20 protein-coding genes are annotated in these 18,974 nt (G+C 64.4%); 13 read left to right on the top strand and 7 right to left on the bottom strand.

Annotated elements, in window-relative coordinates; genetic code table 11:
* The first annotated feature begins 1 nt into the window (after position 1).
* From UP06_RS01705 to UP06_RS01685, 5 genes are all read left to right on the top strand, one after another.
* Entirely contained in the window at positions 2-1,261 is a 1,260-nt protein-coding gene (locus UP06_RS01705; RefSeq protein ID WP_044999972.1) for a CaiB/BaiF CoA transferase family protein, read from the top strand.
* Between the two features lie 62 nt (positions 1,262-1,323).
* Positions 1,324-2,337, top strand: a complete 1,014-nt coding sequence (locus UP06_RS01700; RefSeq protein ID WP_044999971.1) for a Bug family tripartite tricarboxylate transporter substrate binding protein — start codon at positions 1,324-1,326, stop codon at positions 2,335-2,337.
* A 57-nt stretch (positions 2,338-2,394) separates the two neighbouring features.
* Positions 2,395-2,877, top strand: a complete 483-nt coding sequence (locus UP06_RS01695; RefSeq protein WP_044999970.1) for a tripartite tricarboxylate transporter TctB family protein — start codon at positions 2,395-2,397, stop codon at positions 2,875-2,877.
* Between the two features lie 10 nt (positions 2,878-2,887).
* Positions 2,888-4,426: a tripartite tricarboxylate transporter permease gene (locus UP06_RS01690; RefSeq protein ID WP_044999969.1), complete on the top strand. Its 1,539-nt coding sequence runs from the start codon at positions 2,888-2,890 to the stop codon at positions 4,424-4,426.
* Positions 4,423-5,427 carry a 4-hydroxythreonine-4-phosphate dehydrogenase PdxA gene (locus UP06_RS01685; protein ID WP_044999968.1) on the top strand — a complete coding sequence of 335 codons (1,005 nt, stop codon included), beginning with the start codon at positions 4,423-4,425 and terminating at the stop codon, positions 5,425-5,427. Before UP06_RS01690 ends, UP06_RS01685 begins: the two co-directional genes overlap by 4 nt.
* 52 nt (positions 5,428-5,479) lie before the next feature.
* On the opposite strand, the gene UP06_RS01680 is transcribed toward UP06_RS01685, so the two are convergent.
* The 3 genes from UP06_RS01680 to UP06_RS01670 all read right to left on the bottom strand — a co-directional run bounded on the left by UP06_RS01680 (position 5,480) and on the right by UP06_RS01670 (position 7,830).
* Complete coding sequence (locus UP06_RS01680; protein WP_045001047.1) at positions 5,480-5,902, bottom strand: cupin domain-containing protein; 423 nt, start codon at positions 5,900-5,902, stop codon at positions 5,480-5,482.
* Between the two features lie 47 nt (positions 5,903-5,949).
* Positions 5,950-6,693 carry an SDR family oxidoreductase gene (locus UP06_RS01675; protein ID WP_044999967.1) on the bottom strand — a complete coding sequence of 248 codons (744 nt, stop codon included), beginning with the start codon at positions 6,691-6,693 and terminating at the stop codon, positions 5,950-5,952.
* A gap of 225 nt (positions 6,694-6,918) precedes the next feature.
* Positions 6,919-7,830, bottom strand: a complete 912-nt coding sequence (locus UP06_RS01670) for a LysR family transcriptional regulator (RefSeq protein WP_044999966.1) — start codon at positions 7,828-7,830, stop codon at positions 6,919-6,921.
* Positions 7,831-7,959: 129 nt separating this feature from the next.
* On the opposite strand from UP06_RS01670, the gene UP06_RS01665 reads away from it, so the two are divergent.
* On the top strand, positions 7,960-8,814 hold the full coding sequence (locus UP06_RS01665; protein ID WP_044999965.1) for an NmrA family NAD(P)-binding protein: 855 nt from the start codon (positions 7,960-7,962) through the stop codon (positions 8,812-8,814).
* 82 nt (positions 8,815-8,896) lie between these two features.
* Here the strand turns inward: UP06_RS01665 and UP06_RS01660 are convergent, their stop codons facing one another.
* Positions 8,897-9,880 carry an MBL fold metallo-hydrolase gene (locus tag UP06_RS01660; RefSeq protein WP_044999964.1) on the bottom strand — a complete coding sequence of 328 codons (984 nt, stop codon included), beginning with the start codon at positions 9,878-9,880 and terminating at the stop codon, positions 8,897-8,899.
* 388 nt (positions 9,881-10,268) lie between these two features.
* Positions 10,269-11,354 (bottom strand): methyl-accepting chemotaxis protein, encoded by a 1,086-nt coding sequence (locus tag UP06_RS01655; RefSeq protein ID WP_044999963.1) that lies wholly within the window; start codon positions 11,352-11,354, stop codon positions 10,269-10,271.
* A gap of 285 nt (positions 11,355-11,639) precedes the next feature.
* Here UP06_RS01655 and recJ point away from each other — a divergent pair, with 285 nt between their 5' ends.
* The 3 genes from recJ to UP06_RS01640 all read left to right on the top strand — a co-directional run bounded on the left by recJ (position 11,640) and on the right by UP06_RS01640 (position 15,242).
* On the top strand, positions 11,640-13,481 hold the full coding sequence (gene recJ, locus UP06_RS01650; RefSeq protein ID WP_044999962.1) for a single-stranded-DNA-specific exonuclease RecJ: 1,842 nt from the start codon (positions 11,640-11,642) through the stop codon (positions 13,479-13,481).
* 44 nt (positions 13,482-13,525) lie between these two features.
* The gene (locus tag UP06_RS01645) at positions 13,526-14,335 is read left to right on the top strand and encodes an SDR family NAD(P)-dependent oxidoreductase (protein ID WP_044999961.1); all 810 of its coding nucleotides are present in this window, start codon (positions 13,526-13,528) and stop codon (positions 14,333-14,335) included.
* A gap of 109 nt (positions 14,336-14,444) precedes the next feature.
* Positions 14,445-15,242 carry an aldolase gene (locus tag UP06_RS01640; protein WP_044999960.1) on the top strand — a complete coding sequence of 266 codons (798 nt, stop codon included), beginning with the start codon at positions 14,445-14,447 and terminating at the stop codon, positions 15,240-15,242.
* Positions 15,243-15,248: 6 nt separating this feature from the next.
* Here UP06_RS01640 and UP06_RS01635 read toward each other — a convergent pair whose 3' ends face one another.
* Positions 15,249-16,478, bottom strand: a complete 1,230-nt coding sequence (locus UP06_RS01635; protein ID WP_044999959.1) for a lytic murein transglycosylase — start codon at positions 16,476-16,478, stop codon at positions 15,249-15,251.
* Between the two features lie 136 nt (positions 16,479-16,614).
* Between UP06_RS01635 and UP06_RS01630 the strand changes: the two genes are divergently transcribed.
* The 3 genes from UP06_RS01630 to UP06_RS01620 all read left to right on the top strand — a co-directional run bounded on the left by UP06_RS01630 (position 16,615) and on the right by UP06_RS01620 (position 17,451).
* Positions 16,615-16,869 carry a hypothetical protein gene (locus UP06_RS01630; RefSeq protein WP_045001045.1) on the top strand — a complete coding sequence of 85 codons (255 nt, stop codon included), beginning with the start codon at positions 16,615-16,617 and terminating at the stop codon, positions 16,867-16,869.
* Between the two features lie 60 nt (positions 16,870-16,929).
* Positions 16,930-17,181, top strand: a complete 252-nt coding sequence (locus UP06_RS01625; protein ID WP_044999958.1) for a hypothetical protein — start codon at positions 16,930-16,932, stop codon at positions 17,179-17,181.
* An 81-nt stretch (positions 17,182-17,262) separates the two neighbouring features.
* Complete coding sequence (locus tag UP06_RS01620) at positions 17,263-17,451, top strand: hypothetical protein (protein ID WP_045001044.1); 189 nt, start codon at positions 17,263-17,265, stop codon at positions 17,449-17,451.
* A gap of 23 nt (positions 17,452-17,474) precedes the next feature.
* Here UP06_RS01620 and UP06_RS01615 read toward each other — a convergent pair whose 3' ends face one another.
* On the bottom strand, positions 17,475-18,437 hold the full coding sequence (locus UP06_RS01615) for a quinone oxidoreductase family protein (protein ID WP_044999957.1): 963 nt from the start codon (positions 18,435-18,437) through the stop codon (positions 17,475-17,477).
* A 64-nt stretch (positions 18,438-18,501) separates the two neighbouring features.
* Here UP06_RS01615 and UP06_RS01610 point away from each other — a divergent pair, with 64 nt between their 5' ends.
* The gene (locus tag UP06_RS01610) at positions 18,502-18,972 is read left to right on the top strand and encodes a MarR family winged helix-turn-helix transcriptional regulator (protein ID WP_045001042.1); all 471 of its coding nucleotides are present in this window, start codon (positions 18,502-18,504) and stop codon (positions 18,970-18,972) included.
* Positions 18,973-18,974 lie beyond the last annotated feature (2 nt).

Below are 18,974 nucleotides of genomic sequence, written 5' to 3'. Positions count from 1 at the left end.
GATGCAAAGCGATCGATCGCAAAAAACCTCCCGCCGTTCAGGACCGCTCGCCGGCCTCAAGGTCATCGATCTCACCCATGTCATGGCGGGGCCGACCTGCACCCTGATGCTCGCCGACATGGGCGCCGACGTCATCAAGATCGAGAAATCGCCGAACGGCGATGACACCCGCCATTCGGTGCCGCCGAAGATCGGCGACGAGGCGGCCTCGTTCCTGATGATGAACCGCAACAAGCGCGGCATCGTGCTCGATCTGAAGACCGAGGGCGGCAAGCAGGTGCTGCGGCGGCTGATCGCGGATGCCGACGTGCTGGTCGAGAATTTCGCGCCCGGCGCCATGGAGCGCCTCGGCTTCGGCTACGAGGTGCTGCACGAAAAATTCCCGGCGCTGATCTATTGCTCGCTGTCCGGCTTCGGCCGCACCGGTCCCTACAAGCACCGCCGTGGTTTCGATCTGGTCGCGCAAGCCATGAGCGGCATCATGAGTTTTACCGGCGAACGTCCCGACGGCCCGCCCGTGAAGTGCGGCCCGCCACTGTCCGACATCACCGCCGGCGTGCTCGCGAGCATGGGAATTCTGGCGGCCTACACCCATCGCCTCAAGACCGGGGAAGGGCAGTGGGTCGAGACGTCGCTCTACGAGGCGGCGCTGGTGCAGACCTACTGGCAGTCGACGATTGCGCTTGCGGCCGGCACCGCGCCGCGCGCGATGGGCTCGGCGCATCCGCTCAACGCACCGTATCAGGCTTTTGAAGCCTCCGACGGCTGGCTCGTGGTCGGCGGTGCCAACAAGAAGCATTGGCTGCTGATGCTGGACGCGCTCGGCGCGAGCGAACTTGCGGAGGATCCGCGCTTCGTCACCGGCGCCGACCGCATGGCGCATCTGAAGGAGCTCGAAGCCGTCCTGAGCGAGCGCTTCCGCACCCAATCGCGGACGCATTGGCTTGCCGCGCTCGATGAGAAGGGCGTGCCGTGCGGGCCCGTGCACGACATGCTGGAGGCGCTCAGCGATCCGCAGACGCTGGCGCGCGAGATGGTCGTCGAGGTCGAGCATTCCACGCTCGGCCCGGTGAAGACGATCGGACTGCCCGTCAAATTCTCCGAGACGCCCGGCAAGGTTCTCTCAGGCGCGCCCGTCTATGGCGAGCACACCCGGGAGGTGCTGGCCGAGCACGGCTTCAACGACCAGGAGATCGAGGCCTTCGAGAAGCAGGGCGCAATCGTTTCGGCCGCAGGGAGGCGCGAGGAACGCGTCGCCTGACCAGCCGTCGCACCATCAGACACAAGACCAATAAAACAATCAAAAATCAGCCGGAGGGAACCATGGGTCGCACGTCAATAGCTCTGCTGTCCGCAGCCGCGGTGGTGGTCGGCGGCGCCACGTTCGTGGTCGCTGGCGCCGCGCCTGCGCTCGCGGCCTGGCAACCGCAGAAGCCGATCGAGTTCGTCGCGACCGCAGGTCCAGGCGGCGGCACCGACAACATCGCCCGTGCGGTGCAGAACATCATCACCAAGTACAAGCTGACGGATCAGCCGATCGTCGTCGTCAACAAGGCCGGCGGCAGCGGCGCGGAGGGCTATGTCTACGGCAAGGCGTCTGCCGGCGATCCCTACAAGGTGATCTTCGGCACGTCGAACGCCTGGCAGCAGCCGCTCGTCTCCAAGGTCGCCTTCAACTACACCGATCTCACGCCGATCGCGGCCATGGCGCAGGATGAATTCCTGCTCTGGGTCAAGCAGGACGCGCCGTACAAGACCGCGGGCGACTATCTGAAGGCCGCCGTCACGGGTGACTTCAAGATGGGCGGGGCGCAGTCGAAGGATACCGACGAGGTCCTCACTCGCATGATCGAAAAGGCCGGTCATGTGAAGCTGACCTACATCCCCTTCAAGAGCGGCGCCGAGGCCGCGGTGCAACTCGCCGGCGGGCACATCGATTCCCACATCAACAATCCCAGCGAGAGCCTCGGGCAATGGCGCGGCGGCACCCAGCGTCCGCTCTGCGCCTTCAGCCCGAAGCGGCTGCCGCAGGGCGCCAAGATCACCGCGACCGAAGGCTGGAGCGACGTTCCGACCTGCGTCGAGCAGGGCCTCGACATCGCGCAATACGAGCAGCCGCGCACGGTGTGGCTGCCCGGCAAGGTCACGTCGGAGCAGACCGCGTTCTATGTCGACCTCATGAAGAAGGTGCAGGCCACGCCGGAATGGAAGGACTATATCGAGAAATCCTCGCAGATCGACACGTTCCTGACCGGCGCCGAGTTCGACAAGTTCATCAAGGAGGATCTCGAGCACCTCAGGCAAGTCGCGAGCGAACAGGGCTGGCTCATCAAGTAGGATGGCGGAGCAGCACACCATGATGTCTTGTTGTCCCGCACCCGGCTGGGGTGCCTGATGATATCGCGCCGCGCCCTCGAACTCGCGACCGCCGTGCTCACCGGCAGCTTCGGCGTCGCGGTGGTGGTCCAGAGCCTCGACAATGGCATCGGCTGGTCGAGTGCGGGCGTGGATTCCGGCACATTCCCGTTCGTGATCGGTCTCGTGATCATTCTCGGAAGCCTCTACAATCTGGTGCGGGGTGTCCTGCCGGCCACGTCGCTCGCCAGCGTTCCCATCGCCATTACGCAGATCGAGCTGCGCCGGCTCGCCGGCCTGTTCGTGCCGGCCGCGATTTTCGTGGCCGCGATCCCGCTGCTCGGGATGTATCTCGCCTCGGCCCTCTATATCTTCGCCGTGCTTGCGGTCCCCAGGCATCAATCGCTGCTTCGGTCGCTCGCGATGGCGGCGGCCACTGCGCTCGCGCTCTATGTCGTGTTCGAGCGCATGTTCCAGGTGTCGCTGCCGCACGGCGCGCTCGCCGCCGCGTTTGGCTTCTGAGGAGAGGCCGATGGACAATCTCGGAGAACTCCTGCACGGCTTCACCATCGCGGTCACGGTGCCGCATCTGGCGCTGATGGTGGTCGGCGTGCTGCTCGGCATCCTCGTCGGTGTGCTGCCCGGGCTGGGCGCGCCGAACGGGGTGTCGCTGCTGTTGCCGCTCACCTTCGGCATGCAGCCGGTCTCGGCGATCATCCTGCTTTCCAGCATGTATTGGGGCGCGCTGTTCGGCGGCTCTGTCACCTCGATCCTGTTCAACATTCCGGGCGAGCCGTCCTCGGTCGCGACCACCTTCGACGGCTATCCGATGGCGCGTGACGGGCGGCCGACCACCGCGCTCGCCACCGCCTTCGGCTCGGCGGCGTTCGGCGCGCTGGTCGGCGTCATCCTGATCACTTTCCTGGCCTCATGGGTGGCGCAGGTCGCGCTCGCCTTCGGGCCGGCGGAATATTTTTCGGTCTACTTCCTCGCCTTCGCGAGTTTCGTCGGCATGGGCGGCGCGGCGCCAATCAAGACCGTGGTGGCACTCGCGATCGGCTTTGCAATCGCCGCCATCGGCATCGACACTGTTTCCGGCAGCGTGCGCCTCACCATGGGCATCGACGAGCTGGTCAAGGGCGTGAACTTCGTCGTCGCGGTGATGGGCCTGTTCGGCATCGGCGAGCTCCTGGTCGCGGTCGAAGAGGAGTTTCATGCCCGCGCCGTCTCCTCGAAGATCGAGTGGCGCGAGGTGTTTCGCGCGATCGGCCGGCTGCCGCGGCATAGCGTTGCGTTGCTGCGGAGCGCTGCGATCGGCTGCTGGATGGGGATCACGCCGGGCGGCCCGACGGCGGCATCCTTCATGAGCTACGGCATTGCCCGCCGCTTCTCGCGGCGCGGTCGTTATTTTGGCACGGGCGAGGTCGAAGGCATCATCTCGCCGGAGACCGCCGACCACGCGGCCGGCACCAGCGCGCTGCTGCCGATGCTCTCGCTCGGCATTCCCGGTTCGGCCACCGCGGCCGTGATGATGGGCGGGCTGATGATCTGGGGGCTCAATCCCGGACCGATGCTGTTCGTCGACCAGAAGGACTTTGTGTGGGGCCTGATTGCCTCGATGTATGTCGGCAATATTGTCGCGGTTGTGCTGGTGCTGCTGACGGTTCCGGTGTTTGCCGCATTGATGCGGATTCCCTTCGTGATCATCGCGCCGCTGATCGTGATCATCTGCGTCGTCGGCGCCTATTCGGTATCAAATTCCTATCTCGACGTGGTCATGATGCTCGGCTTCGGCATCGTCGGCTATCTCTTCAAGAAGCTGTTCTATCCCCTGGCGCCGCTGGTGCTCGCGATCGTCATTGGCGACAAGGCCGAGGATGCGTTCCGGCAATCGATGCTGATGTCCAAGGGATCGCTCGGGATTTTCTTTGCAAACAAGCTGGTGACGAGCCTGGTGGTGGGCGGCATCGCGCTGTTGCTGCTGCCGCTCGTGTTGCAGCTCGCACGGCTCTTTCGCAAGCCCGAGCCGCCCACCACTGAGACGACCAGTCAGGAAAAGGTGATCATATGACCGCAAAGCCGCTCATTGCGCTCGCGATGGGAGATCCCGCCGGCATCAGCCCGGAGCTGACCGCAAAGCTCGTGGCGCTGGACGAGATCCGCGCCCGTGCTCGCCTCGTCGTGATCGGCGACCGCCGCATCTTCGACGAGGGCGCGCGCGTCGCCGGCGTCACGCCGGAGCTGACGAGGGTGGAGCAGGGCGCAGACTTTCGCGCAGCGAAGGGCGAAGCGCTGTTCGTCGATCTCGGCCATCTCGATCCCAAGGAGGTCGAGCCGAAAACCGCGACGCTCGCCGGCGGGAAATTCGCCCTGACGAATTACCGCTACGCGCTTGAGCTCGCCCGCGACGGCCGCGTCGACGCTGTCTGCTTCACGCCCTTCAACAAGCAGGCAATGCGGTATGCCCGCGCCGACTATGACGATGAGATCGCGTTCTCTGCCGAGATCGCCGGCCTCAAGACGCCGGCCAGCGAATTCAACGTGCTGGGCGAGCTCTGGAACGCGCGCGTCACCTCGCACATTCCGCTCAAGGATGTGGCAGCAAAGCTCTCAAGCGAACGCATCCAGCGCGCGCTCAAGCTGACCGATGCCTGCATGCGCAACGCCGGCTATGCGCGGCCGCGCATCGCGGTGGCAGGCCTCAACCCGCACGCCGGTGACGGCGGCAATTTCGGCCGCGAGGAGATCGACATCATCGCACCAGTCGTTGCGGCTGGCCAGCGCGACGGCATCGCCGTCGAGGGACCGTTCCCGGCCGACACGGTATTCCTGCGCGCCAAGGCAGGCGCCTTCGATGCGGTGCTGACGATGTACCACGACCAGGGCCAGATCGCGATGAAGCTGATGGGGTTCGATCGCGGCGTCACCTTGCTCGGCGGCTTCCCGTTTCCGATCTGCACGCCCGCGCACGGCACCGCCTATGACATCGCAGGGCAGGGGATCGCTTCCACCGGGGCGACCCGCGCGGCGGTGCTGCTCGCAGTCGAGATGGCTGGTCGGCGCGGCGCTTGATTGTACGAATGGAGAGGAGGCGCATGCCTGATGGCTGCGCCGCCATCTTACGCTATTTCGGAAGCGGCATCGTCAGCTCCTTGTCGGCGGTATCGACCACGAAGACGGCAAGCAGCTTCGCAGGCTCGGTATCGCTGGCATTGGCACTTACGCCATGGCGGTCGCCGGGCTTTTCGGAAAAGTTCTCTCCCTTGTGAAAGACCTTGGCCGGCCCGTCATTGACCTGACTTCGGATCGCGCCTTCCAGGACGGTGGCATAGATGAAGGCGGAGGGCGCGTGAATGTGGGCTGGTGAGGAGCCTCCGGGACCATACTCGACCAGCACGCCTTTCATGCTCTTGCCGGGGACATTTGGCAGGGCGTGGTCAAACACGACAGTCACCTTGGCCAATGGTGCTGCTGGTTGTGTCTCGGCGGCATGTGCCGTCAGGACAGATGAGGCGCAAACCGCCGTTGCGATCAGCAATCTGAGCATGGAAGTTCCTTCATTGCCGTGGCTGTCGTGAATACGATGGTCGATGCTCAGGCCCTTGCGAGCCACGTAGCGAGCGGTGTTTTCCCGAGCCGTGCCTCGCCGAGCGGGATCAGCGAGGTGTCATCGATTGGAGAGCCATAATACTGCGCCTGTCGGTCTCCCACGACTGGGCGGCTGTCGCCGGACGCCTTGAGCCGTCGCGCGACGAATTCATTGAAGGGGGCCTTCTCGGGGCCTGCGATATCGATCGTACCGTTCAGCGGCCGGCCCGTTGCGACCTCCGCGAGGCGATCAGCCACGTCGTCTGACGCGATCGGCTGAAACGACGCCGATGGAACGACGACCTTGCCCCCGGTCACACCCGCTTCGCCAATGGCGTCAAGGAATTCAAAAAACTGGGTGGCGCGGACGATCGAGTAAGGGACCGAAGAGGCCTTGACGATGGTCTCCTGCGCGAGCTTGGCACGAAAATAGCCAATGTCGGGCGATCGGTCGGTCCCCACGATCGACAGCGCGACATGGTGCTTGACGCCTGCTGCGGCCTCGGTCGCGACGAGATTCCGGCTGGAACGCTCGAAGAATTCGAGCACGGCCGCGGGCTCCCAGGACGGCGCGTTGGCCACATCGACCACGACATCCGCGCCAGCCAGCGCCGCAGCGAGGCCTTCCCCAGTCACGGCGTTGACGCCCGACTTCGGCGAGGCGGCCACGGCCTCGTGCCCCTGCTGCTTGAGCTTTGCGACGAGCTTGGATCCGATTAACCCGGTTCCACCGATCACGACGATCTTCATGGCGTGTCTCCTCAGCATGTTCGGAGCGTGAGTGACCAAAGCCAGCGGATGCTCACGCTCTCACGACGATGAATGTGATGCGAGGCACATCTTACCTGAGCAATGAGGCAGGCTCTTGCCTGTAACGGGCCTGCATTGCCGGAAAATGCTTCGGAGAGTCCTGCGTTCCGAGAAAAAATCGGTAAGGGACTGTTCCCTTTGGCTCGAGCGAACGAGAACGTTTGGCTATTGGCGTCCGTTCAGCCGGTCGTGGATGAAGTCGACGAAGACCCGCACCTTGGCAGCGGGAAACTGGCGGGACGCGGTGAGCGCGTAGAGAGGAAAACTGTCGCCATGCCAATCCGGCAAAAGCGCGACGAGTGTGCCTTGGTCCAGGAGGTGTTGCACGCCGATCGCCTTCACCCGCGCGATCCCGACGCCGCCTGCGCAGGCGCCGAGCATGGTGCCGAACTCCGCCACCATGAGGCTGCCGGAGATCGCGATCTTCTCCCGCTTGTTGCCTTGTCTGAACACCCATTCGTCGATCGGCTGGCCGGTCAAGGAGTCCCGGACCTGGATGCAGGCGTGCTGCGCGAGATCGCGGGGATGCTCCGGTTTGCCGTAACGCTTCAGATAACCAGGAGAGGCAACGGTAATCGTGCGTGTCTCCAGGATCTTCCTGGCGACAAGGGATGAATCGGGCGGCGCGCCAAACCGCATTGCGACATCGAAGCCGTCGCCGATAAGGTCTCCAAGCTGATCTCTGGCGACGATGTCGAGTTTCAGGTCCCGGTGGCGCATCAGGAACTCGTTGAGGTGCGGCGCGAGCAGGAGGCTGGAAAAGAAAGCGTCGACATTGACCCGCAACCGGCCGCGTACCGACACGGCGGATTTCGAGGCTGCCGATACGACTTCATCGATTCCGGTCAGAAGCGGCGCCACGCCCGTATAGAAACGCCGGCCTTCGTCGGTCAGGGACACGACGCGGGTGGTTCGATCGAGCAATTGCACGCCCACGCGTGCCTCCAGGCGCGAAACCGCGCGGCTGACGCCTGAGCGAGACAGGCCAAGCGCGTCCGCCGCGCGGGCGAAGCTTCCGCCCTCGACGATCGCCGCGAGCACGCCGACATTGGAAATGATACGGCCGTCAAAGGTCATGGGATCACCGTTGCGTATAGATCACCAATCTTATGACATAATGGCACTCACAGCAACCTTCGGTTCGGAGCTATCGACTGCACGCGGGCACCCCCGCGCAGACCAGCCGAAACGAATGAGAGCACCATCATGTACGCAATTACTGGCATCACCGGAAAAGTCGGCGGCGAACTCGCCAAGTCCCTTCTCGCCCAGGGGCGCCCGGTGAGAGCGGTGGTCCGGGACGCGAAGAAGGGCGAGGCGTGGGCCAAACTCGGCTGCGAAATTGCTCTTGCCGAGATGGAGGATGCGACAGCTCTCGCAAAGGCCTTCACCGGCGCCACCGCCGCTTTCATTTTGCCTCCGTCAGACTTCGACCCCGAGCCCGGTTATCCGGAGGCCCGGCGTGTCATCGACAGTGTCGTGCGTGCATTGAAAACTGCCGCGCCGTCTCGTGTGCTGTGCCTGTCGACGATCGGCGCCGATGCCACACAGGATAATCTGCTCTCGCAGCGCACGATGATGGAGGAGGCGCTCAAGCCGCTCGGGATGGCTCTGACAATCCTGCGGCCGGGTTGGTTCATCGAAAACGCGCTCTGGGATGTGCCAACGGCCCGGGACTCCGGCTTGATCTACAGCTTCCTCCAACCGGTGGAGAAAGAGTTTCCTATGGTTGCCACGCGGGACGTGGGGCGCGTCGCTGCTGAGCTCATTCAGGAAAGTCACAGCGGCATCCGGATTGTCGAGCTGGAGGGACCTCGCCGCGTTTCGCCGAACGATCTCGCGGATTCATTCGGCCGTGCGCTCGGCAAGCCTGTCCGGGTCGAAATTGTAACGCGCGACGGCTGGGAGACGCTGTTTCGTTCCCAGGGCATGAAAAATCCGCTGCCGCGCATCCGCATGCTGGATGGCTTCAACGAAGGTTGGATTGAGTTTGGGGATCGCGGAGCGACGTCGATCAAGGGACGCATCGACGTCGATGCGGTGGTGGCCGGGCTCATCTAGGACGCAGAAGCGAATGCTTCCTGCAAGTGCCAAAGGGGGGAGCCGGGCGGTGCGTGCGCGCCGCCCGGCTTGATCCTGCGAACTACAACGTCATCTGCATCGGTTCGGCGAAGAAGCGGAAGCCGTCGCCGGCCTTGGCGACATGGCCGTAGCCTGGCCAGGCGAAGTGATAGGACATCACCGGGGTCTTGTTGGCCGCCAGCATGGTGAGGAGCTTGACCCGCGACTCCGCCGCCTGCTTGGGATCGGTGTCGTAAGAGAATTCCATCCGCGGACGTTCGAGCAGCAGCACCGGATGGTGCGAGAGGTCGCCGAGGAAGGCAAACGACTGGCCGGCGGAACTGATCATGAAGATGGTATGGCCGACGGTATGGCCGGGCGCCGCGATCGCCTGCACGCCGGGCAGGAATTCCTGTCCGTCCTTATAGAACACGATTCGGTCGCGGACGGGCATCAGGTTCTTGCGGGCGTGAACGACGAAGTCCTTGACCGCACTCCCGAGCTTGCCTTCGTCGGTCCAGAAGTCGAAATCGCTCTGGGCGATATAGATCTGGGCGTTCGGAAACAGCGGCTTGTCGTTGGCGTCCACGATGCCGCCGATGTGGTCGATATGGGCATGCGAGCACACCACCGCGTCGATGTCCTCCGGCTTGATGCCTGCCTCCGCCATGCTCTTCTGCTGCCGGCCGGTGGTGGCACCGAACATCTTGGAGGTCCCCATGCCGGTATCAAACAGGATGAGCTTGTCGCCGGTGTTCACGATCGGCGAGTTCTGCTCGAGCACGACATTGTCCGGCGATAGGAAATTGTCCGCCAGCATCTTCTTCAACTCTTCCTTCGGAACGCCGGTGAAAGTCCCGGTGGGATCGCCGAGCGGCAGCGGCCCGTCGGAGACAATTGTGACTTCGGCATCGCCGACAATGAAACGGTGCCAGTAGGGAGTCTGGGTGCCAAGTTTGGGAGCACGCGCAAGCGCGCTGCTGCCGAGCATTGTGCTGGCGCCAAGGCCTACACCAAGGCCTGCACCAAGCGCGAGCAGGGATCGACGTGAGACATCGAGTGTCATTCGCTTCCTCCACTTTTGAATTTTTATCCGCGCGATTGTGCGCGCGTGATGTTCCGGCCTGGGGCCGGCAACAGAATGCTGCGCCGGTTCAGCCAAGCTAGCAAGTGGAACTAAAACAACTAAGGATTGTGTCGCGATTGTGTCTGCTGGCTGCGCGATGCGGAGTCTGAAAGTGGTGCCCGGACATTGTGGCGTCGCCAGGCGTCGCGAGTCATGCAGCTTCGCTCGCGAACGACGCCATGATCGCAGAATGCCAGTGTTTTGCCCGACGCGTCAAAGAGTTCAATCGGCGGGCGCAAAAACCGTCATGAGAACAACCCTCAGGCTACTGTGCATGGGGTTGTTTTCGCGCTTTTGTTTGGGAGGCGGGTTGGGGCCGGCTCCAGCCTCATCCACCGCAGACGATTACGCCGTACCAGCCCAACCCGCGATAGGTCTCGTAACCGGGTGTGGCGTGGAAGGCGACCAGCGTGCCGATGCGGTCCTGATAGAAGCCGGAGGGCTGACCGTTAAGCGACAGCGCGATGCGCTCGCTCAGGATGCCCTGGCCGTCGGAGGCTGCGATGACGCGGAAATTCGAATCGACCAGTAGCACGCGCGCCTTGTCCTGGTCGCCGACGCGGATGCCTTGCACGATGGCGCGGGCCTGCGGCTCCCAGTCGAAATGGATGGCGAGCACGCCGATCGGCGCGCCATTGGCCTGGCCGCCGGTGCGCACACTGGCGCAATAGGTCGCGACCTGCGCGTTGCCGAGCAGCGGCTGGTTCTCGACGTCGCCGGCGACATAGTCGTCGCCGGAGCGCAGGCCCTTGGCCTCGCGAAACCATTTGGTGTGGGCGACGTTCTGGCCGACGACGCGAAATCGGTCGGCGCGGCCGTTGGCGATGACGTTGCCGTCGAGGTCGCAGAGCCAGAGGTCGAGATAGACGGTGTAGGCGCCGAGGATGACGCCGAGCCGCTCCGAGGCATAGGTCACAGCAGCCGGAGCGGGCGAGGCCGCGCAATCGACCACGGCGGAATCGGTCGCCCACCAGCGCACGTCGCAGGTGCGCTCATAGAGGTTGCGGTCGATCAGCTCGATGGCGTTGAGGGACAGGTCCATCATGCGCTCGCCGCGCGAACGCTGGCTCATGCGCTCGATCGAGGAGACGAGATCGCCGGTGCGTTTGGTGAGCTGCGTTTCGAGCTCGCGTGCGATGGTCTCGACCTGCTGGCCGACGCCGCGCACCTCCTGCGCCACCACCGCAAAACCCGCGCCTTGGGCGCCGGCGCGCGAGCTTTCGATCAGCGCGTTCAGCGCCAGCATCTTCATCTGGTTGGTGATCTGCTGGATCGACTTGGTCTTATCGACGGCGATCTGGTTGACCTCCGCGGTGAGGCGGTTGATCAGCGCGGTGATATCGGAATCATCGTCGGCGAGTTCGGTGGTTCCGTTCGCGATCGGCTTGGCTTTGAGACCCAGCGCAGCAGACATCGGGTAACTTCCCTTGGCAATGAGGCCTGATCTGCAACGAACCCGGAACAACCAATCACAGATCGAATACGACTCTTTTTCGAGGATTCCACCTAACGCCTGCTTAATTTGCTGTTCGGCGGAATGCCCAAATGATAGTCACTCCAGCCAGGACGGCGGCCATCCACTGCTTTGTACGGCCTGGCCGTTGCAAATGTCCGTGGTTTCCCGGCCAATCCCCTTTCAGCAGTGACCGGACATCCGTGATCGCCCGGGTCCCGAGTTCCCAACAGTCAGCCTCTCGTCATGACGCCGCCCGCCACCGCCTTGCCCGTCGAAGCGCCCCAGGCCTTCCTGGGTGTGGCGCGTTCGCTCACCGACAAGCTCTGGCGCGACCGGCTCGACGCGCGCGGCGCGGCCAAGGCGCTCGCCATCGTGCAGCGTCATCAATTGCCCGAATTGCTGGCACGGGTGCTGGCCGGCCGCGGTGTCGATATCGATGCGGTCGCCGACTTCCTCGATCCGACCATCCGCAAGCTCCTGCCGGACCCGTACACGGTGACGGAGATGGAGGCTGCCGCAAAGCGGATCGCCGATGCCGCTGTGAAAGGCGAGACAGTCGCGATCTTCGGCGACTACGACGTCGACGGCGCGACCTCTGCGGCGCTGCTGGCCTGGCATTTGCGCCATTGCGGGCTCGATCCGCTGATTCACATTCCTGACCGGATCTTTGAGGGCTACGGCCCGAACGTCGAGGCAGTTCGTGGGCTGGCCGCGAAGGGCGCCACGCTGCTCGTCACCGTCGATTGCGGCACGACCAGCATCGAGCCGCTGGCTGAGGCGAAACGGCTCGGCCAGTCCGTGGTTGTGATCGACCATCATCAGGCCGGCACGGACCTTCCGGAGGTCGACGCGCTGGTCAATCCGAACCGGCTCGACGATCTCTCCGGCCTCGGCCATCTCGCTGCCGTTGGCCTCGTGCTGGTGACGCTGGTCGCGGTCAATCGCGAGCTGCGTCAGCGCGGCTTCTGGACCTCCGAGATGCCCGAGCCCGATCTGCTCGGCATGCTGCATCACGTCGCGCTCGGCACGGTTGCGGATGTGGCGCCGCTCATCGGCCTCAACCGCGCCTTCGTGGCGAAGGGGCTGATCGCGATGCGCCGGCGCGATCATGTCGGCCACACCGCGCTGATGGACGTGGCGCGGCTCAACGGCCCGCCGGAGGCTTGGCATCTCGGCTTCATGCTGGGGCCGCGCATCAATGCCGGGGGCCGCATCGGCCGCGCTGATCTCGGCGTGCGGCTGCTCCTGGAAGGCGATAGCACCGAGGCCGCACGGATCGCCGCCGAGCTCGACCGCCTCAACAGCGAGCGCCGTGTCATCGAGCAGGCGGCCGAAGCGCAGGCCGAAGCCGAGGCGCTTGCCTCGATCGGACTCGAAGACAAGATTGGCGTGATCGTCACGGCTTCGGAAGGCTGGCATCCCGGTGTGGTCGGCCTCGTCGCCTCGCGGCTGAAGGAGAAGTTTTCGCGGCCCGCCTTTGCGATCGCGCTGGAGCCCGGCGGCATCGGCACCGGCTCGGGCCGCTCGATCGCCGGCGTCGATCTCGGCAAGGCGGTGCGGCAGGCGGTGGCGGACGGCATCCTGCTGAAGGGCGGCGGGCACGCGATGGCTGCGGGCGTCACGCTGCGGAAGGAAAAGCTCGCCGAATTCCGCGCCTATCTCGAAAATGCGCTCGCGCGCGACGTCGCGGAGGCTCGGCATGTCAACGAGCTCTATATCGATGGCGCGGTGTCTGCGCGGGCGGTCACGACGGAGCTTGCGACCACGCTCAACCGTGCCGGTCCCTTCGGCAGCGGCAATCCGGAAGCCGTGCTGGCGCTGCCGGCGCATCAGCTCGTCTATGCCGACGAGGTCGGACAGGCGCACTTGCGGCTGCGGTTCAAGTCGGGCGACGGCGCGATCGTCAACGGCATCGCGTTTCGCTCGGTTGGCCAAAAACTCGGCAATGCGCTGGTCGCCAATCGCGGCCAGCAGCTGCATGTCGCGGGATCATTGTCGGTCGATCGCTACCAGGGTGCCGAGCGCGTGCAGTTTCGCGTCATCGACGTCGCGCTACCGGACCAGGGGCCATCCGTGATTAGATAACGGCCGCAAACAACAAACCTCAAACAACAAAAAAGGGAGTGAACATGGCAGGGCAGGTTGAGGGTAAAGTCGCGCTGGTCACAGGCGGCGCGTCGGGCATTGGCGAAGCCATCGTCGAGCTGTTTGCGCGCGAGGGCGCGACCGTCATCGCCACCGACATCGACGAGCTACGCGGCCCCGAACTCGCCAAGCGCGTCACCAAGGCCGGCGGCAAGGCGATCTTTTTGGAGCAGGATGTCACTAGTGAGGAGCGCTGGATCGAGATCGTCGCTGAAGTTGCAAAGCGCTATGGTCGGCTCGACACCATGGTCTCCAATGCCGGCATCGGCATTGCCGTGCCCTCGATTGTCGACATGACGCTGGGCGATTGGCGCAAGCAGAACGCGATCAATCTCGATGGCGTGTTTCTCTCGGTGAAGCATTGCCTGCCCTTGATGCGCAAGACTGGCGGCGGCTCGATCGTCATGATGTCCTCGCTGGCAGGCCTGCGCGGCGCACCGGGGCTGTCGGCGTATTCGGCGACCAAGGGCGGCGTGCGGCTGTTCGCGAAATCGATCGCGATGGAGTGTGCAGCGGCCTCCGACGGCATCCGTGTCAATTCCGTGCATCCCGGCATCATCGACACGCCGATCTGGGGAAAGATCCCGACGGGTGCGACCGGCAACCAGGGCAATGCGCCGATCGATCCCGAGGAGCGGGCCAAGGTGGCAACGCCGCTCGGTCGCGCGGGCCAGGCCGTGGAGATCGCGTCGGGTGTGCTGTATCTGGCGTCAGATGCCTCGCGCTACGTCACCGGCACCGAGCTCGTCGTCGACGGCGGCATGAACGCCGGCGGCGTGCCGCGGCGGGCGTGAACTAGCCCGCAAGACGCGAAGGGCAGGGTGGCGCCCGCAGGGGCTGACGCGCAGGCGTCGTCCCTGTAAAAGCGCGGGCAACTCCCTACCGACAGAGGTTTTCTTCGCTATGGCGCACGGCCTTCACGCTTCCTCATCCGCAACCGAGCCGGTCCGCTCGAACCGGCCGGACCTCGCCACCGATGCGATCCGCAGCGCGCGCGAGGATCTCGCCGCCTGCTTCCGCATGGCGGCGCGCAACGGCTTTGAGGAGGGCATCTGCAACCATTTCTCGGCCGTGGTGCCCGGTCATGACGATCTCTTTCTGGTCAACCCCTACGGCTACGCCTTCCGCGAGCTGACCGCGTCAAAACTCCTGATCTGCGACTTCCACGGCCATGTGCTCGACGGCGAGGGCGAGCCCGAGGCGACTGCGTTCTACATCCACGCCGAGATGCACAAGCGTCTGCCGCGCGCGAAGGTCGCTTTCCACACGCACATGCCATACGCCACCGCGCTGTCGATGACCGAGGGCGATCCCCTGATCTGGGCCGGCCAGACCGCGCTGAAGTTCTATGGCCGCACGGTGGTTGATCGCGACTATAACGGTCTTGCACTCGACAACCGCGAAGGCGCGCGCATTGCGTCCGCCGTGGGCGATGCCGACATCGTCTTCATGAAGCATCACGGCGTGATGGTGCTGGCCCCGACCATCGCGGAGGCCTGGGACGATCTCTACTATCTCGAGCGCGCCGCCGAGGTGCAGGTGTTGGCGATGTCGACGGGACGGAAAGTGCTGCCGGTCGATCCCGCCATTGCGGCCGAAACCTACAGGCAGATGCGCGAGGGCGATTCCGAATCCGCGCGGCTGCATCTCGCGGCGATCCGACGGCAGCTCGATGCGGAGGAGCCGCAGTACCGGCACTGAGCCGGGCTACGAGCCCTGCCGTAGCTTGGCCAACACCTTCAGCCCGCCATAGCCATCGGCCGGCATGATCCCGGCGCGCTGCTGAAAATCCTTGATCGCCTTCATGGTGTCGTTGCCGACGCGGCCGTCGGTGCCGCCGGTGTCGAAACCGGCTTTGGTCAGCCGCGTCTGCATCTCCTGCACCTCGGCGAGCGTGAGCACGCGTTCGGAGCCGGGGAAGGGCTGAATGAAGGGCGGTGCCCCCAGGCAGCGGTCGCCGAGATGGCAGATCGCCAGCGCATAGTTCATCGAGGGATTGTAGCTCTTCACCGCGTTGAAATTCGGTCCGAGCAGGAAGGTTGGCCCGCCCGCAATCGGTGTCCACATCTGCGCAGACGCGTTCGGCTGCGGAAACGGCTGGCCATCGGCGCGGGTGATGCCAGCCGATTGCCAGGCGGCATAGGTGCGGCTGCCGCTCATATCGCCGGACGCGCGTACCTCATAGCCCCAATGCTCACCGCGGCGCCACTTGCCGCGATTGACGAGATACTTTGCCGTTGAGCCCAGCGCGTCGTCGGGCTTGCCGAACGGTGATACTTTGCCGTCGCCGTCATAGTCGATGCCGACATTGAGCCAGACCTCAGGCATCCATTGCGAATGCCCCATTGCGCCGGCCCAGGAGCCCTGCATCTCCTCCGGTGTGCTCCAGCCCTTGTCGACGATGCGCAGCGCGTTGATCAGCTCGGTCTCCCAATAGGCTTTTCGCCGCGGCTCGTTCCAGGCGAGTGCGGCCAGCGAGGGAAACACCGGCGTCATGTGGTTCTGCTGCACCAGCGGATCGCCGTAAGCCGACTCCACGCCCCACAGCGCCAGCAGCGTGCCGCGCTCGACTCCGAAATCACGTTCGATGCGCGCGAGCAACGCCTCGTTGTTCTTCAGCGCGATCTTGCCGTTGATGATGCGCCAGTCGGAGACGCGGCGGTTGATGTATTGCCAGACCTGTTCGTGGAATTCCGGCTGGTTGCGCATCTGCTTGAACACGCTCATGTCCGGCTCGACCCGCGCCATCGCGCGCTGCCATGTCGCGGCCGAAATGCCCTTGGCCATCGCGCGGGCGCGAAAACTCTCGCGCCACTCGTCGAAGCCGGGCGGCGAAGCCAGAAGGTGCGTTGGGAGTGTCAGCAGGGCGGCTACGCCGAGCGTCGATTGGAGGAGGGCGCGGCGCGTGCGGTTGGCCAAGGAATCAGCTTGTTTCATCGGCGCATTGTAGCGGGAAAGATGGCTCCTGTGAGTCGGTTCCTGGAACAGGAGGAACAGGCTTTCGACGTTACGCTCCCAGGAACAAAGTGTCGCACTCCCGCATTCCCTCAGCACCACATTGGAGGAGGATGAGATGAGGAAGTATCTGTTTGCCGCTGCCATGGTCACGGCCATCGCGGCCCCCGCGTTCGCAGATGAAGTCGGCGTTCACGTCGGTCCGGTCGGCGCAGGCGTGACGGTCGGCCAGGCCCCTGAATACCGCGATCGCGATCGTGACCGCACCACGGTCATCAAGGAGCGCGCGCCCGCCGATCGCACCACGGTGATCAAGAAGGAAGATGAATACGGCAATCGCAGCAAGACTGTGATTCATCACGACAACGACTAACGGAGCAGCGCCCCGGCCGAGCGCCGGGGCCCGCTTTCTTCAGCGAGATTTCGGGGCGGAATGAAGATACGCGTGCATGCAGAAAGCCACGTCGTCGAGCTTGACGATGGATCGCGCTGGCAGATTTTCGCTGGCGATCTTGCAACGACGCTGAGCTGGAAGCCTGAGACGGATTTGCACCTGGAGCCGAGCGGCGATCGGGTGAGTTCGCATGCGCTGGTGAATGCTACAGATCAAAGCCGTGTGCGAGTGATCGCGGCAGGTGAGACCTGGCCCGCTGGCGAAGTTAATGAAGTGTTGAAGAGCGGATAGGGCGCACGCGGGCGTCAACATCTCAAATTTCGAGGGTGCCGCTTTACGGTCGGTTTGTTCCTGTCTGTGCAGAATGCGCGCATGCGGGAGCTGTTCGACATCATTCGTGCCAATCCCTGGCCGTTCGGCGCAGGGCTGTTTGTCGTGATCATGATGATCGTCGCGGAGAATTTCGGCCGCGGTATTCAGGGTGGCGGCGACATCGGCTTCGGCGACTTCTCGGATGCCGATGGCGGTGATGGAGGCGGCGGTGACGGAGGAGGCGACTAGGCCTCGTCCGTCCATGGTTCGCCTCAAGCCGCGCCCATCGTGAGCACCGTGCGGCAGGCATTATCGTCTGCGAGCCAGGCCTCTGCGACGTTCGACAGCGGCACAGCTTGTGTTGCGATCTTGAATCCAGCCATTGGCGTTGCGCGTAACAGGTCGCCCACAGCATGGACGAGGCGGTCGAGCGGGATGCTGCCGATGCCGCTACCCATCAGCTCGATGGCCGATGAGCGGAGCACGGCGCTCGGCAGCGTGATGTCGCCGCCGCTGATCGAACCGATCTGAACGTACCTGATTGGCACCGCCTCGGGGCCCGCTTTGGCTGCGGCGATCAGCACGCGCTCTGCGCTTTTGCCCCAGAGATAGTCGACGACGACGTCCACGCCTTCGGCGAATTGGTCCCTCAGCCTGCGCTCGAGTGCTGCGTCATCGTCGGTGAGGGCGATCGTCACATCGGCACCAAGATCCGCCAGTTCGCGCAGCGCCTCCGCATTGCGACCGGTCGCGATCACCTTTCGCGCGCCCATGTGCTTGGCGATCTGCACGGCAAGGCGGCCCGAGGTGCCGGTGGCGCCATTGATGAGCACCGTCTCGCCGGCCTTGAGCCGCGCGCGCTCGGTGTAGGCTGCCCAGGACGACATGCCGGGATTTGCGATCGCGGCTGCGGTGACGTCGTCGATGCCGTCGGGCAGGGCGATGCAATGCAGGGCCGGCACCACAGCCTGCTCGGCCATGCTGCCATAGGGCGCGCGCGGCAGTACGAAATAGACGCGAGCCCCGTCATCGCGACGGCCCACACCGTCGACGCCGGCGATGAAGGGAAACCGGCCGCTTGAGCTGTAATGCGCGCCCGCGGCGCGGCTCTTGGTGACCTGGCTGATCGCGGCGGCCCTGACGTGGATGCGGCTCTCCCCCGTGACGAGCTCGGGTTCCGTGAAATCTCCGTAGACGGGGGATTGGCCTGCGGCGTGGACGATGGCTGCTTTCATGATCGGGTTCCTTGTCGGCGCTCTAGATGCGTGTATTATGCACATATCTAGTTTGGAGCCGCCGATGCCGTCAAGAAAGAATGTGCAAAATACACATATTAGTGACCGTCTGCGAGTGCTGCACGGGGCGCTGCTCGATATCGTCGGCGCGATGAACCGGCCGCAGCGCGACGAAATGCTGATCAAGGAGGCGGGCATCCGGCTCGACCGTGCGCTGTTCCCGTTGCTGGTCGGCATTGAGCGGTTCGGACCGATCGGCATCGTCGATCTCGCCGACCGCGTTGGGCGCGACTACACCACCGTCAGTCGGCAGGTCGCCAAGCTCGAAAGCCTCGGCCTCGCGGAGCGCCGCGAGCACCCCACGGATCGCCGCGTGCGCGAGGCCGTCATCACGGCAAAGGGTAAGGCAATGACTGATCTCGTCGATGCCGCGCGCGAACGGATCGGCCGCGCCATCTTCGCGACATGGGATGCCGCCGAGATCAACGATCTCGTCCGACTGACGCGCAAGTTCGCCGATGCGATGAAAGACTGAGC

The sequence above is a fragment of the Bradyrhizobium sp. LTSP857 genome, assembly GCF_000938285.1.
Classification (GTDB): Bacteria; Pseudomonadota; Alphaproteobacteria; order Rhizobiales; family Xanthobacteraceae; genus Bradyrhizobium.
Note: the sequence above shows the minus strand (reverse complement) of the source record. Positions and strands in the feature narration are given on the sequence as shown.

What these genes read in the sequence shown, in the direction of transcription:
- UP06_RS01665 (WP_044999965.1), top strand. Translation starts at nt 7,960, where the DNA reads ATGTACGCAATTACTGGCATCACCGGAAAAGTCGGCGGCGAACTCGCC.
- recJ (WP_044999962.1), top strand. Translation starts at nt 11,640, where the DNA reads ATGACGCCGCCCGCCACCGCCTTGCCCGTCGAAGCGCCCCAGGCCTTC.
- UP06_RS01670 (WP_044999966.1), bottom strand. Translation starts at nt 7,830, where the DNA reads ATGACCTTTGACGGCCGTATCATTTCCAATGTCGGCGTGCTCGCGGCG.
- UP06_RS01705 (WP_044999972.1), top strand. Translation starts at nt 2, where the DNA reads ATGCAAAGCGATCGATCGCAAAAAACCTCCCGCCGTTCAGGACCGCTC.
- UP06_RS01615 (WP_044999957.1), bottom strand. Translation starts at nt 18,437, where the DNA reads ATGAAAGCAGCCATCGTCCACGCCGCAGGCCAATCCCCCGTCTACGGA.
- UP06_RS01630 (WP_045001045.1), top strand. Translation starts at nt 16,615, where the DNA reads ATGAGGAAGTATCTGTTTGCCGCTGCCATGGTCACGGCCATCGCGGCC.
- UP06_RS01640 (WP_044999960.1), top strand. Translation starts at nt 14,445, where the DNA reads ATGGCGCACGGCCTTCACGCTTCCTCATCCGCAACCGAGCCGGTCCGC.
- UP06_RS01700 (WP_044999971.1), top strand. Translation starts at nt 1,324, where the DNA reads ATGGGTCGCACGTCAATAGCTCTGCTGTCCGCAGCCGCGGTGGTGGTC.
- UP06_RS01625 (WP_044999958.1), top strand. Translation starts at nt 16,930, where the DNA reads ATGAAGATACGCGTGCATGCAGAAAGCCACGTCGTCGAGCTTGACGAT.
- UP06_RS01620 (WP_045001044.1), top strand. Translation starts at nt 17,263, where the DNA reads ATGCGGGAGCTGTTCGACATCATTCGTGCCAATCCCTGGCCGTTCGGC.
- UP06_RS01635 (WP_044999959.1), bottom strand. Translation starts at nt 16,478, where the DNA reads ATGAAACAAGCTGATTCCTTGGCCAACCGCACGCGCCGCGCCCTCCTC.
- UP06_RS01675 (WP_044999967.1), bottom strand. Translation starts at nt 6,693, where the DNA reads ATGAAGATCGTCGTGATCGGTGGAACCGGGTTAATCGGATCCAAGCTC.
- UP06_RS01645 (WP_044999961.1), top strand. Translation starts at nt 13,526, where the DNA reads ATGGCAGGGCAGGTTGAGGGTAAAGTCGCGCTGGTCACAGGCGGCGCG.
- UP06_RS01610 (WP_045001042.1), top strand. Translation starts at nt 18,502, where the DNA reads ATGCCGTCAAGAAAGAATGTGCAAAATACACATATTAGTGACCGTCTG.
- UP06_RS01660 (WP_044999964.1), bottom strand. Translation starts at nt 9,880, where the DNA reads ATGACACTCGATGTCTCACGTCGATCCCTGCTCGCGCTTGGTGCAGGC.
- UP06_RS01695 (WP_044999970.1), top strand. Translation starts at nt 2,395, where the DNA reads ATGATATCGCGCCGCGCCCTCGAACTCGCGACCGCCGTGCTCACCGGC.
- UP06_RS01690 (WP_044999969.1), top strand. Translation starts at nt 2,888, where the DNA reads ATGGACAATCTCGGAGAACTCCTGCACGGCTTCACCATCGCGGTCACG.
- UP06_RS01655 (WP_044999963.1), bottom strand. Translation starts at nt 11,354, where the DNA reads ATGTCTGCTGCGCTGGGTCTCAAAGCCAAGCCGATCGCGAACGGAACC.
- UP06_RS01685 (WP_044999968.1), top strand. Translation starts at nt 4,423, where the DNA reads ATGACCGCAAAGCCGCTCATTGCGCTCGCGATGGGAGATCCCGCCGGC.
- UP06_RS01680 (WP_045001047.1), bottom strand. Translation starts at nt 5,902, where the DNA reads ATGCTCAGATTGCTGATCGCAACGGCGGTTTGCGCCTCATCTGTCCTG.